Raw genomic sequence first — 12,463 nt, forward strand, 5'->3', positions numbered from 1 at the left:
TAAAAAAGGAAACCGTTTGGCTTCCTCAATATACTGTTAGTTTGACTTTTTGTCTTCATCAGTCCGTGAAATTTTGACGTGGAGGCAAGTTGCCACCATCACTTTCCGGTGTTTTGGGAGGGGTTTGTTTTGGTGCACTTGGCTTAGAGCTTGCAGGAGTCTGCGGATGCTCAAAGTCATAGATTTTGGCTTTGAGTCTGTTCATCTCATTGTCCATTTTGGTGATCTTGGAGTTGAGTGAGGAAAAAGCTCCTTTGCCAGTCAGCCAAGCTACCAAGAAAATCCCCAGGCCTACCAAGAAGATCGTTACCATGGATTGGGAAGTGACTTCATCCATTCCAAATAGATTTCCCAAGGTGTCAAAAGTGATAAAAAAAATCAGATAAGCCACGAAATAGACCAACAGGACTATTTGCATGATGTCATGAAACTTTTTCATATTTAAAATCAATTAAGTTTTTCGAATATACTAAACGGACTGAATACTGGAAAGCTTTTGATAGAGACCTTCTGCTTGAATCAGTTCCTGATGCGTCCCGCTCTGAACGATCCGACCATGTTCGATAACGAGGATTTGGTCTGCATGCTGAATCGTACTCAGGCGATGCGCGATCACTAGGGTAGTACGGTTGTGCATCAGTTTGGTGAGTGCTTCCTGTACCAGTAATTCTGATTCGGAGTCCAAGGCACTTGTTGCCTCATCCAGAATCAAGATCGGAGGGTTTTTCAGCACAGCACGGGCTATACTCAGTCTTTGCCTTTGTCCGCCGGATAGCAAAGAGCCGCGCTCTCCGATGCTGCTCTGATAGCCATTTTCCATTTTGATGATAAACTCATGCGCATTGGCGATTTTGGCAGCTTCGATCACTTGCTCCTCTGTGACATCTTCCATGCCGAAGGCGATGTTGTTGAAAACAGTGTCATTGAAAAGGATAGATTCCTGGGTGACAATTCCCATTAGTCTTCGCATTGCACCCAAATCCAGTTGTCTGAGGTCTTTGCCATCCATGAGGATCTTTCCCTGAGTAGGATCGTAAAATCTCGGCACCAAATCTGCCAATGTAGATTTGCCTCCCCCGGAAGGACCTACCAGCGCGATTGTTTTTCCCCTCGAAAGCCTAAAGTCAATGTTTTGCAAAACAGCCTTGTCCTGATAGGCGAAATTGACCTGCTTGAACTCAATGGCGTCCTGAAAATCGGTTGGGGAAATGGCATTTGCCGGACTCTGTATCTGAGTTGGGGTATCGACTACTTCAAATACCCGCTCGGCCGAGGCGATTCCTCGCTGAATACTGCTGACTGCTCGGGAGATTTCCTTGGCAGGATTGAGCACCTGTGTGAAAATAATAATGTATGTAATGAAATCCGAAGCGCTCAGATCCGAGTTGCCACTCAGTACCAAGCTGCCGCCATAGACAAGGATTCCCGCTACCACGCTGACTCCGAGAAACTGCGAAATCGGAGAAGCCAATTCATTTTTGCGGGCCATATTGACATTGACAGAAGCGTAGTGGTCTGTCTCGCGGTCAAATTTGCCAAACATAAACTTCTCGGCATTGAAGGCTTTGATGACCCGCATACCGCCCAATGTTTCATCCAAGATGTTGACGATGCGGCCTAAGGATTGCTGGCTTTGAATTGCTTTTTTCTTGAGCCTTCTGGTGATCCCACCGATAATGGCCCCCGAAATCGGGATGATCAAAATCGTGAAAAGAGTCAGCTTGACAGACATAAAAAAGAGTACCGCGAAATACAAGATAATAGTCGCCGGTTCCCGAAAAACGACCCTCAGTGACTGCACGATGGTGTTTTCTACTTCCTGCACATCATTGGTCATCTTGGACATCAGGTCTCCCTTGCGCTCATTGGAGAAGTAGCCGATGTGAAACTGAGTCACTTTGCCAAAGATATCTGCGCGCATTTTTTTGATTACCACCGCTCTGACCTGCGCCAAAACCACCCCGGATAGGTAGGTGAAGAGATTGGAAAGAAATACCGAACAGACGATGATGATACAGACAAATACCAAGGTGCCGACTTTGCCATAGCTGTCAGTGACCTGAAGAAAATAGTGGTTGAACAAGCCGGAAAAATATTCGATACTCAGAGAAAACTCCGGCAGACTACGGTACTGCTCCAGAGACTGAGGGTCCACCTGCTCAAAAATCACATCAAAAAGCGGTTTGAGCAAGGTGAAATTGACCAACCCAAAAATGATGGAAAAGAGGGTGTAAACGATATAGGTAGGGACAAACCTGCCAAAGGGTTTGGCGTAGGAAAGTATCCGCAAGTAGGTTTTCATGTGTTGGTATTCGGAATTCCGCCCGGCAAGTTACAGAAAATTGATCTTAGGCTAGAAATTGTAATCCGGACGAATAAAGTTCCATCTCACACCCACTTGAACAAATTGGCTGCTTTCCGGAGCATCTAGATCTTGCGCAGTTCTTCTTCTGAAGGTGTGGTTGGCATCGATAAACAGATTGTGCTTGAGCATGTAGCTCGCCACCAGATTGGTCTGAACGACCTTATTTTCTATCCCTTGCCCGATGTAGTTGCCAAAGAGCCCTGTTGGACTTCCTTCCAACCGGTTTTTGAGGACATCACCGCCGTAGTTGGTCTCGGCATCCGGGTCAGTTCCGTACAACTGATACATGCCCTGCAGGCTGATGTTTAATTTGGGAATAGGTTGATAGCGAATGATGCTGATGAATTCTCGGAAGTTTGCTCCTCGCGGATGAGTAAGCGGATTGCGCCAGTTGGAATAGGATTGATGTTCAAACTTTTCCTGAAAGGTATAAGGTCTTGCGGCATTGAATTCCAGCTGAAGATCTAGATTGGAAAGTCCAAAAGCATTGATGTATTTATAGCCTGCCTGCGCACCGAATTTATTTCTCTTAGAGCCTTTGCCGTCTATTCCGAAGAATTCATTGAATACAAATTCATCTAAGGCAAACTGTCCATATACTTCCATGCCCGGGTAGAAAATCCATTTTCCGTCTATTCCCAGCATGACTTTGTCAGGAGTGCCCAAAGATTGCTCCACCCATCTGAAAAACACAATTGGGTTGAAGTAATTGAAGTTGACCTTGTCTGTCATGACTGACTCAAAAAAGCCCAAGTTGATGTTTTTTCCAATATTGAATCCCAAGCGATGCATGGAAAAATACTTCTGCGGATATCGTCCATCTGTAGGCCGACCTCTGTCATAAAACACATCTGCTGTCATCTGGGTCCAGAGATTGGTCAGTTGAAATTTCCAAACTTTGGTGTTGAGCTTGACAAACATATAAGGATTGGAAAAGTCAGAGAGCAAAAAGGAGCGATAGCCTTCCCCGATGAAGTTGCGGTCATGACCTACTTGGGCCTGTATGCTTTTGGTCAGATTGAAGTTTACATGGCCCCTGGCAGAAAAAAAGCTATAACCGTCCGTGTTGTATTCTTTCCAAAACCCCTCGCCGGGTACTGCACCATTGTATGCTGCATAGTCTTTGACCCAAGTAGGGAAGAAAAGCTCAGTGGTAGTCATATAGGTGAAGAAGCTGACTTTTTTGTCAATTGCTCCCCGAAGAACAATCCCGCGACTCAATTGAGCGGGATTTTGTTCATTATCGGTTTCCAGCCCTCCTGCCAGATAAATCACAGGGCTTAAGTGAATGTCAAAATCCTCGCTATGATGGTGGGCAAAATCACCCGGCTTTCGATAGAGTTTTTTGAGAAATGGTTTGTTAGAGTCGGGAGTCTCCTGCTCTACAAACTCCCAGTTGTCTTGCGCAAGATAGGCTAGGTTGAACCGATCCACTGCGGTGCTGATGACAGAGTCCTGTGCCAAAGAGTCCAGATACTTGGCGAGTAGGTCTCTTCGCTGCGGCTTGTAAGCAGACTGGAAAAAGGGATTGTTTTGGCCTTGAAGGATTTCGTAGCGCTCAAATCGATGATAGTAATCTCTGTCAAAAGGAATATAGCTTCCTTGTGAGTATCCAATCAATGGAGCGAAAATCAAAAGAAGAAGACAAAGCGATAGTTTTTGGGTAGTGGGCATACTCACAGACGGAAGGTGACAATCGTGCATTTGATGCATGAAAATAGCTTGTAGCGGGGATTTTCCCTATTTGAAAGTGAATCTCTGTCCAAAGAAAAATTAAATAATTGAAAACCTTATCTTTGTGCTCGATGAGGATCCTGCCAAATCGGAATATAATTTTTTACAAACATTTGGTGAGTTTTGTGAAAAAGGGTAACTTTGTGCCTCATTTGAAAAAGCTACTCCAAAAATACTTAGTGATATGAAAGCTGATATTCATCCAAACTACAGAGACGTTGTGTTTTATGACACTTCTTCTGAGTTTAAATTCTTGACAAAATCTACTATCGAAACAGACGAGACTATCGTGTGGGAAGATGGCAAAGAATATCCTGTGTACAAAATCGAGGTGAGCTCTGAATCTCATCCGTTCTACACTGGTAAGAAAATGTTGCTCGATACTGCTGGTCGAGTGGAGAAATTCAACAGAAGATACGCGAAGAAGTAATTCTTGCAGCTCTTCAGCTAAAAAGTCTCCCGGAGCATGGATTCCGGGAGACTTTTTTATTTTTGCCACATGGAAAATATTCTTTTGTTTGATGATCCTTCCTTCAGGGGATCCTTGTTGCCTTTCACTTTTACACGTCCAGTGGCGGATATCCGGGTAGGTATCCTGAAGATTTCGGAAAAATGGGCAAAACGAAGTCAAGGGTCGGTTTCTTTTTTGACACAAGACTATCTCCAAGCAAAATTTCCCCGTGCCAAAGGAGAGCATATCGCCATCAATGGAGCTTGGCTGCCAGATGCGGCATCTTGGGAAAGTGTAGCGAAACTTCAGCCTAATCAGTCTCTGTTTTATGGCAAAGTCTTATTGGCGAGCTACATAGGTGAGACTGAAAAAAATCTATCCAAAGCGGCTGAAAAAGAGGTGGTTCAGATTTCATTTGAGCCTGTGCTTTTGCAGAAAAGCTGGAATATTTTCCAATACAACGGCGCTCAGATCAGGGAGGATTTTGAACTCCTTACTGCTCAGCGGGAGTCTGCGCCAATCGGTGATCCTCACACCAAAATCTACGCTCCCGACAATATCTTTGTGGAAGAAGGGGCTGTCATACGTGCCGCCGTGCTCAATGCGGAATCCGGTCCGATCTACATCGGCAAAAACACAGAAATCCAAGAAGGAGCCTTGATCCGTGGACCATTTGCTCTCTGCGAAGGCAGTACCGTCAATATGGGAGCAAAGCTCCGAGGGGATACCACTGTCGGCCCGCATTCCAAAGTGGGGGGGGAGGTGTCTAACTCAGTGATTTTTGGGTATAGCAACAAAGGCCATGAAGGCTTTTTGGGTAATTCGGTCCTCGGTGAGTGGTGTAATCTCGGGGCTGATACCAATACGTCAAATTTGAAAAATAACTATGCCCCAGTCAAAGTCTGGGATTATATCAAGGGAGGATTTTCCAATACAGGCTTGCAGTTTTGCGGACTGATGATGGGGGATCATTCTAAATGTGGAATCAACACGATGTTTAATACCGGAACGGTAGTGGGGGTGGGAGCCAATATTTTCGGAGATGGCTATCCTCGCAATTTTATTCCTTCCTTTGCTTGGGGAGGTGCGGCTGGATTTTCTACCTTTCAATTCCCAAAATTCAAAGAAACTGCCCAGGCTGTCATGGCCCGTCGCAAACTGGAATGGACAGAGCTGGAAGAGGAATTGTATCAACGGCTCTTTGAATCTTCCAAAAACTATAGAATTTGGGAAAAAAACACCTGATCTGAGTTATGCAATTTGCCGATATTCCAGGCTTGCCTGAGACCAAAGCCCATCTGATCAATGCTGTCAAAAACAATCATTTGGCGCATGCACTCCTATTTCATGGGCCGGAGGGTTCTGCTAATTTGACTCTCTCACTGGCTTTGGCCACCTATCTCTACTGTCAAAATCCCGGTGAGACGGATTCCTGTGGTACTTGTGCTGCCTGCCAGCGGATGGCTAAGCTGGTGATGCCGGATTTGAATTTTGCATTTCCCGTCATAGCGAAAGCCAAAGAGTCCGATAAGGGGGATGACAAGGATCAGAAAGTCGATCATCTGGCCAATTGGAGAAAGTTTGCTTTGGAACAGCCCTATGGCAACGTTCATGATTATATCTATTTCAATGGATTTGAGAAGAAGCAGTTGAACATCTCTGTGGGGGCTGCTCGGCAGATCATTCAGACATTATCTTTGGTTTCCTTTGAAGGAGGGTATAAAATCATGATGATCTGGGGGGCGGAATTTCTCAATCAGCAGGCTGCCAATGCTTTGCTGAAAATCTTGGAAGAGCCTCAGCCGAAAACCATTTTTATTCTTGTCACAACTCAGGCAGAACAACTGCTGACGACGATCCTGTCACGTACTCAAAAGGTCATGGTTCGCGGTTTTTCTGATCAGGAGATTCACGACTATTTGGTGGAAGCAGGGTTGGCGGATGAGCAGACTGCTGCACAGATCTCCATGATTGCGGATGGCAATCTACGGGAGGCACTCAGGCTGGTCAACCAAGTAGAAGATCAGCAAGTCGTATGGATCAGAAATTGGTTTAGACTTTGCCACGGGAAGCAATTCAAGGATATCTTTGCCCTCTCGGATGCCTTTCACAAGTTTGACAAGGAGGCTCAAAAATCCATCTTGCAGACAGGTGTCAATGTTCTTAGAGAGATCATGCTCAAGAATGTGGAGGTAGAATCCCTCTTGCGTACGAAAGGAGATGATCGTCAGTTTATCAATAAAATCAGTGGAAATGTCCTTACAGAGGATCATATTCCGGGCTTGTTTGAGCTATTCAACAAGGCTCACTATCATCTGGAAAGAAATGGAAATGCCAAGTTGATCTTTACGGACCTCTCCATGGAGATCGTGCTGCTCATGGCCAAAATCGACTGAGATGGAAAAGAAAATCATCGGAAGAAAAGAGAAAATCACTTTGCCGGAACTGGGGCTTCACTTGGTTTGGGCCAAAGTGGATACCGGAGCTTATACGAGCTCTGTCCATGCTGAAAATATCCGTACGGAGGTTCGTGATGGGAAGACGGTTTTGGTTTTTCAACTACTGCTGCCCGGACACAAAGCCTATACGGGAGATGAACTGGTTTTTGACCGGTATAGAGAAAAAAAAGTCAAAAATTCCTTTGGTCAGGGGGAAGTCCGCTATCTGATAGAGACTCCTATGGAACTTGCTGGGGAGCGATTTTTGGCTGAAGTGACATTGACGGATCGGTCCAGTATGAAAAATGCGATCTTACTGGGTAGAAAAATCCTCCGAAAACGGTTTTTGGTGGATGTGACAGGTATCAATCTTGCAAAAGCTTACAGAAAGTAACTCTTATGAAAATTGCCATCCTATCCAGGAATCCCCAACTCTACTCGACCAAGAGACTATTGGAGGCGATCAAAGAAGCCGGTCATGAGGCGATCATTGTGGATCACAGTATCTGTGACCTGATCATCGAGCAAGATGGGCCGTCGATTATTTACAAAGGGACCAAGCTGGCGGGGATCGACGCGATCATTCCCCGTATTGGAGCTTCGGTCACTTTTTATGGGACTGCCGTGGTTCGTCAGTTTGAGTTGATGGGGGCAGTGTCCTCTGTGAGCTCCCAGGCGATCGTCAGGAGTCGTGACAAGCTTCGATCTTTGCAGATTCTCTCCAAAGCCGGACTTGGTATGCCTAAAACGGCTTTTACTAATTTTTCAAAAGGTGGTGAAAAGCAGCTCATCGAACACGTAGGGGGTGCTCCATTGATCATCAAACTGCTCGAGGGAACCCAGGGTCTGGGTGTAGTACTGGCAGAGACCAAAAAAGCAGGACAGTCTGTCATCGAGGCTTTCCATGGATTGAAAGCAAGGATAATTGTTCAGGAATTCATCAAAGAAGCCAAAGGGGCAGATATCCGTGCTTTCATCGTCAATGGCAAAGTGGTGGGAGCGATGAAGAGACAAGGCGCGGAGGGAGAGTTTCGCTCCAATCTCCATCGGGGAGGCAAGGCTACTGTGATCAAATTGAGTCGTGCAGAGAGGCTGGCGGCACTCGGAGCCGCGAAAGCATTGGGGCTGGAAGTGGCCGGCGTCGATATGCTACAGTCGGATAGAGGGCCTTTGATTTTGGAGGTGAACAGCTCTCCAGGCCTAGAAGGAATAGAAAAAGCCACAGGAATCAATATAGCCGGAGAGATCATTCGGTTTATCGAAGAAAAAGCCAAAAAGAACCCGAGCAGGAGGGTCAATGAACAATGAGAAAGATAAAAATCGGTACGAGAGGGAGTAAGCTGGCACTTTGGCAAGCCTATCATGTAGAGGAATTGCTTCAAAAAGCTGGGCTGGAATCAGAGATCGTGATCATTGATACCAAGGGAGACCAGATTCTGGATGTCTCTATTTCCAAGATAGGGAGCAAGGGGGTTTTTACCCAGGAATTGGAAGATCAGCTGCTGGATGGCAGGATAGACATCGCAGTGCACTCAGCCAAAGACATGCAATCCAATCTGCCAGAGGATTTTGAAATCATTGCATTTACAGAAAGAGAGATGGAAAATGACGTTTTGCTCTCATCTAGAAAAGATATTTCTATCGCTGACGCTACGAGACCATTACTTTTAGGGACTTCTTCTACTAGAAGGGTGGCTACCTTGAAGCATTTTTATCCTCATGTGAAAACAGTAGAAGTGAGAGGGAACCTGCAAACTCGTATCCGAAAGATGGAAGAGGGGCTTTGTGATGCGCTTCTTTTGGCCTATGCGGGCGTACACCGGATGGGTTATGATGATCAGATCGTCGAGAAACTATCTTTGGATGAGTTTACTCCGGCAGTAGGTCAGGGATCAGTGGCGATTGAGGTGGCTAAAAAACTCGACATTCAGATCAAAGATCAGATCATCGAGGCATGCAATCATCTAGCTACATCTCTAAAACTACGGGCTGAGCGAGCCTACCTGCGAGTGCTGGAGGGAGGATGCAGTATTCCGGTTTTTGCTCTGGCGACACTGGATGAGCAGTTGTTGACTCTCAAAGGAGGAATCGTGTCGCTGGATGGTAAAAAGCGGATTTCTTTTGAGATCAAAGGAAGTGCGGAAAATCCTGAGGAATTGGGGAAAGAATTAGCTTCTCAGGTATTTGCTGCGGGAGGAAAAGAAATATTAGATCAGATTAAATTGACATTGAACAAATGAAAGTAAGATTGTTCTCCTTTTTAATGGTTGGCTTGCTCTTGTTGGGCTCTTGCGCCGGTCAAAAAGAACAGGTGATCCGAATTGATACGCGCTATGGCGAGATAGTCGCGTTGCTTTTCGATGATACACCCGCTCACAAAAGTAATTTTATCGAACTGGCCGAGGAGGGTAGATTTGATAGCACGGAGTTTCATAGAGTGATCCGTAATTTTATGGTTCAGGGCGGAGACGTTTTCTCTAAAGAAGAAATGCCAGCTGAAGAATGGCCTACCTTGCCAGCGGAGATTTTGCCTCATCATTTTCACAAGAAAGGGATGATTGCAGCCGCTAGACAAGGGAACGGGATCAATCCTGAAAAGAGATCCAGCGGTTCGCAGTTTTACATTGTATTAGGCGAAGTCTATACCGAAGAGATGCTGGTGACAGAGATGGAGCAGCTTCAGAGGGCTTTTATGCAATATGTGCAGTTGAAGAGTCAGGAAGCACTCAGGGACGAATACATTCGTCTGTACGAAGCGGGGGAGTATGACTCATTGACGGCTCTGATGTACTCTAAGAGAATAGAAATCGAGGATGCTTTGAAGCTGAACCTTACCAAAGAGATCACAGAGGCGGAAAAAGAGGCCTATACTACTGTGGGGGGCACCCCTCATCTAGATGGGGAGTATACGGTTTTTGGAGAGGTGATTTCTGGCTTGGAAGTGGCTGAGAAAATCTCAGAGGCACAAACCGGCTCTAGAGATAAGCCGCTCGATCCGATCTACATGAAAGTCAGCGTGGAAAAGATGTCCAGAAAAAAAGTAGAGTCTGAGTTCGGATACCAATACAGCGATGAGCAATAAGAAAAAACTCTTCCTCACAGGAGCAAATGGGCTATTGGGCCAGAAACTGGTCCAGCAGCTGGTGGAAGAAGGGAAGTTTGAGGTGATTGCATCTGGAAGAGGAGAGTGCAGGTTGCCAGGAGATGGATTTACTTATGTCTCTTTGGATCTGGAAAATACCGAAGAGGTCGATGCGAAGATTCGGAATATCTCCCCTGATGTGATTATCCATGGTGCAGCCATGACGCATGTCGATCAGTGCGAACTCAATCAGGAGGCATGCTACCGAGCCAATGTTCTAGCTACAAAAACTTTGGTCGAAGCCGCCGAGAATACCGGAAGCCATTTCATTTTTGTTTCTACTGATTTTATTTTTTCAGGAGAGGAAGGCCCACTGGCAGAGGAAGCGGAGGCTGATCCTGTCAACTACTACGGGGAGACAAAGCTAGAGGCCGAGGCCATAGTGAGAGGGATGAAAGGTCTCTGGTCTATAGCCCGAACAGTGCTGGTTTTTGGAATAGCACATGACTTAAGCAGATCCAATATTGTACTTTGGGTGAAAGAAAACCTGGAGGCGGGAAAAGAAATTCAAGTGGTAGACGATCAATATCGAACTCCTACGCTTGCTGAGGATCTCGCCAAAGGATGCATCCTGATAGCAGAGCAGACTGCTACTGGAATCTATCACATTTCAGGTGCTGAGATGATGACTCCCTATGAAATGGCTCTGGAGGTTGCTGACTTTTTTGCATTGAATAAAGCACTGATCAAGCAAACTGACTCTACGCGCTTTACTCAGCCTGCAAAAAGACCCCTGAAGACGGGATTTGTCATCGAAAAAGCGAGAAAAGACCTTGGTTTTGAACCTAAAACTTTTCGAACGGCAATTGGTATTTTATCAAAACAAATTATCTTAGCCCGTTCGTGAAAAGCAGTTTATACCCTTTAATTTAACTTTAGCATCAATTTATGGCAGCTAGTGCAACCCCCGAAGGTAGAGGACAATGGGGATCCAGTCTCGGTTTTATTATGGCCGCGGCAGGTTCTGCAGTTGGACTTGGGAATATTTGGAGATTTCCATACCTAACCGGTGAAAATGGTGGAGGAGCCTTTGTGTTCGTCTACATTATATGTGTCTTATTTATCGGTATTCCTTTGCTATTCAATGAGATAGCGCTAGGTAGAAGGTCTGGGAAAAACCCAATCGGGGCCATCCGTGAAACAGGCGGAAACAAGTTTTGGCAATTGGCTGGCGTACTTTGCGTCGTCGTTTGCTTTTTTGTGTTTAGCTACTATTCGGTCATCGCAGGGTGGACCGTCGGGTATATTTTTACAGAAATCATTAATCTTCCCGTAGACTTTGAAGTCTTTGTACAGACACCAGAATATGTAATTCCACTTACATTCATCTTTATTCTGTTTACAGTATTGATTGTATTAGGAGGTGTTTCTGGGGGTATTGAGAAAGCTGCCAAGTTTTTGATGCCTGTCTTATTCATCATCATTATCTTCATAGCAGGTCGCTCCGTGACCTTGGAGGGAGCAGAAGCAGGTATTCAGTATTATCTAAATCCGGACTTCTCTAAAATCAATGCCACTGTAGTATTACAGGCATTGGGGCAGGCTTTCTTTTCCATGTCAGTGGGATGGGGATTGATGATTACGTTTGGGTCTTATCTTCCTAAGGAATCCAATATCATCCAATCATCAGCTTGGATTGCAGGGATGGATACCATGGTAGCCCTATTGGGTGGTTTGATGGTGTTTCCAGCTTTGTTTGCGCTTTTGCCGGGTAAAGATCCTGCAGCAGGCCCAGCTTTAGTTTTTGACGTATTACCGAAAGTATTTGACGCTATGCCAGGCGGCAATATCATCGGAGGATTGTTCTTCTTGCTATTGATGGTAGCTGCTTTGACATCTACGATTTCAATGCTTGAGGTGCCGGTAGCTTACTTAATTGATGATAGAAAATGGAGTAGAAAAAAGGCAACTTGGATCGTTGGGATCGCTGCAATGTTGCTTTCTATCCCATCTGCTTTGTCCAATATCAAGGGTAATTTCTTTGCTGAGTTGAGTTTCAATTTCCTTAGCAATCCTATCCAGGGCTTTTTCGGGGCAATGGACTTTATCTTCGGTACGTTTGCGGTGATTGTCATCTGTTTGATGCTGTCGCTATACACAGGATGGGCTCAGAAGATTTCGGACTATGCGGATGAGCTGAAGTTTGGAGCACCTGGCTTCACAGGTGTCTACCGCAGTGGTTGGATGTTTTTCATCAAATGGGTCTGTCCAGTGGTGATCATTTTGTTGATTTTGAATATGATCGGATTGTTTGGAGCGCCACAAGCTGCATAAAAACAACCGTGAAAAACAAAAAAAGGGAGTAGAAATACTCCCTTTTTTGTTGATTTGAT

General features: G+C 45.4%; 12 protein-coding genes. 9 read left to right on the forward strand and 3 right to left on the reverse strand.

The genetic code is table 11. From position 1 onward, the window contains the following. Window positions 1-58: 58 nt before the first annotated feature. The 3 genes from G460_RS22075 to G460_RS0117450 are packed head-to-tail and all read right to left on the reverse strand — an operon-like array spanning window position 59 to window position 4,078. Complete coding sequence (locus G460_RS22075; protein WP_051316096.1) at window positions 59-439, reverse strand: hypothetical protein; 381 nt, start codon at window positions 437-439, stop codon at window positions 59-61. Between the two features lie 30 nt (window positions 440-469). Beyond that, the gene (locus G460_RS0117445) at window positions 470-2,302 is read right to left on the reverse strand and encodes an ABC transporter ATP-binding protein (protein WP_026956567.1); all 1,833 of its coding nucleotides are present in this window, start codon (window positions 2,300-2,302) and stop codon (window positions 470-472) included. Between the two features lie 51 nt (window positions 2,303-2,353). Next, entirely contained in the window at window positions 2,354-4,078 is a 1,725-nt protein-coding gene (locus G460_RS0117450) for a hypothetical protein (protein WP_342667615.1), read from the reverse strand. A gap of 205 nt (window positions 4,079-4,283) precedes the next feature. On the opposite strand from G460_RS0117450, the gene G460_RS0117455 reads away from it, so the two are divergent. The 9 genes from G460_RS0117455 (at window position 4,284) to G460_RS0117495 (ending at window position 12,404) form a co-directional block, all read left to right on the forward strand. Beyond that, on the forward strand, window positions 4,284-4,529 hold the full coding sequence (locus tag G460_RS0117455) for a type B 50S ribosomal protein L31 (RefSeq protein ID WP_026956569.1): 246 nt from the start codon (window positions 4,284-4,286) through the stop codon (window positions 4,527-4,529). A 69-nt stretch (window positions 4,530-4,598) separates the two neighbouring features. Continuing rightward, the gene (locus G460_RS0117460) at window positions 4,599-5,795 is read left to right on the forward strand and encodes a GlmU family protein (RefSeq protein WP_026956570.1); all 1,197 of its coding nucleotides are present in this window, start codon (window positions 4,599-4,601) and stop codon (window positions 5,793-5,795) included. Between the two features lie 8 nt (window positions 5,796-5,803). Beyond that, a complete protein-coding gene (locus tag G460_RS0117465; RefSeq protein ID WP_026956571.1) occupies window positions 5,804-6,946 on the forward strand; it encodes a DNA polymerase III subunit in 1,143 nt (380 codons plus the stop codon). A 1-nt stretch (window position 6,947) separates the two neighbouring features. Continuing rightward, window positions 6,948-7,382, forward strand: a complete 435-nt coding sequence (locus tag G460_RS0117470) for an ATP-dependent zinc protease family protein (protein ID WP_026956572.1) — start codon at window positions 6,948-6,950, stop codon at window positions 7,380-7,382. A gap of 5 nt (window positions 7,383-7,387) precedes the next feature. After that, window positions 7,388-8,296, forward strand: coding sequence for a 30S ribosomal protein S6--L-glutamate ligase (gene rimK, locus G460_RS0117475; protein WP_026956573.1), 909 nt, complete (start codon window positions 7,388-7,390; stop codon window positions 8,294-8,296). Further along, window positions 8,293-9,228, forward strand: coding sequence for a hydroxymethylbilane synthase (gene hemC / locus G460_RS0117480; protein ID WP_026956574.1), 936 nt, complete (start codon window positions 8,293-8,295; stop codon window positions 9,226-9,228). The genes rimK and hemC overlap by 4 nt, the downstream gene beginning before the upstream one ends. Continuing rightward, the gene (locus tag G460_RS0117485) at window positions 9,225-10,070 is read left to right on the forward strand and encodes a peptidylprolyl isomerase (protein WP_026956575.1); all 846 of its coding nucleotides are present in this window, start codon (window positions 9,225-9,227) and stop codon (window positions 10,068-10,070) included. The genes hemC and G460_RS0117485 overlap by 4 nt, the downstream gene beginning before the upstream one ends. Then, complete coding sequence (locus tag G460_RS0117490; protein ID WP_026956576.1) at window positions 10,060-10,977, forward strand: SDR family oxidoreductase; 918 nt, start codon at window positions 10,060-10,062, stop codon at window positions 10,975-10,977. The genes G460_RS0117485 and G460_RS0117490 overlap by 11 nt, the downstream gene beginning before the upstream one ends. Window positions 10,978-11,018: 41 nt before the next feature. Further along, complete coding sequence (locus G460_RS0117495) at window positions 11,019-12,404, forward strand: sodium-dependent transporter (protein ID WP_026956577.1); 1,386 nt, start codon at window positions 11,019-11,021, stop codon at window positions 12,402-12,404. Window positions 12,405-12,463 lie beyond the last annotated feature (59 nt).

This window comes from Algoriphagus vanfongensis DSM 17529 (assembly GCF_000429465.1).
GTDB classification, from domain to species: Bacteria; Bacteroidota; Bacteroidia; order Cytophagales; family Cyclobacteriaceae; genus Algoriphagus; species Algoriphagus vanfongensis.

What these genes read in the sequence shown, in the direction of transcription:
- G460_RS0117450 (WP_342667615.1), bottom strand. Translation starts at nt 4,078, where the DNA reads ATGCATCAAATGCACGATTGTCACCTTCCGTCTGTGAGTATGCCCACT.
- G460_RS0117485 (WP_026956575.1), top strand. Translation starts at nt 9,225, where the DNA reads ATGAAAGTAAGATTGTTCTCCTTTTTAATGGTTGGCTTGCTCTTGTTG.
- hemC (WP_026956574.1), top strand. Translation starts at nt 8,293, where the DNA reads ATGAGAAAGATAAAAATCGGTACGAGAGGGAGTAAGCTGGCACTTTGG.
- G460_RS0117495 (WP_026956577.1), top strand. Translation starts at nt 11,019, where the DNA reads ATGGCAGCTAGTGCAACCCCCGAAGGTAGAGGACAATGGGGATCCAGT.
- G460_RS0117460 (WP_026956570.1), top strand. Translation starts at nt 4,599, where the DNA reads ATGGAAAATATTCTTTTGTTTGATGATCCTTCCTTCAGGGGATCCTTG.
- G460_RS0117455 (WP_026956569.1), top strand. Translation starts at nt 4,284, where the DNA reads ATGAAAGCTGATATTCATCCAAACTACAGAGACGTTGTGTTTTATGAC.
- G460_RS22075 (WP_051316096.1), bottom strand. Translation starts at nt 439, where the DNA reads ATGAAAAAGTTTCATGACATCATGCAAATAGTCCTGTTGGTCTATTTC.
- G460_RS0117445 (WP_026956567.1), bottom strand. Translation starts at nt 2,302, where the DNA reads ATGAAAACCTACTTGCGGATACTTTCCTACGCCAAACCCTTTGGCAGG.
- rimK (WP_026956573.1), top strand. Translation starts at nt 7,388, where the DNA reads ATGAAAATTGCCATCCTATCCAGGAATCCCCAACTCTACTCGACCAAG.
- G460_RS0117470 (WP_026956572.1), top strand. Translation starts at nt 6,948, where the DNA reads ATGGAAAAGAAAATCATCGGAAGAAAAGAGAAAATCACTTTGCCGGAA.
- G460_RS0117465 (WP_026956571.1), top strand. Translation starts at nt 5,804, where the DNA reads ATGCAATTTGCCGATATTCCAGGCTTGCCTGAGACCAAAGCCCATCTG.
- G460_RS0117490 (WP_026956576.1), top strand. Translation starts at nt 10,060, where the DNA reads ATGAGCAATAAGAAAAAACTCTTCCTCACAGGAGCAAATGGGCTATTG.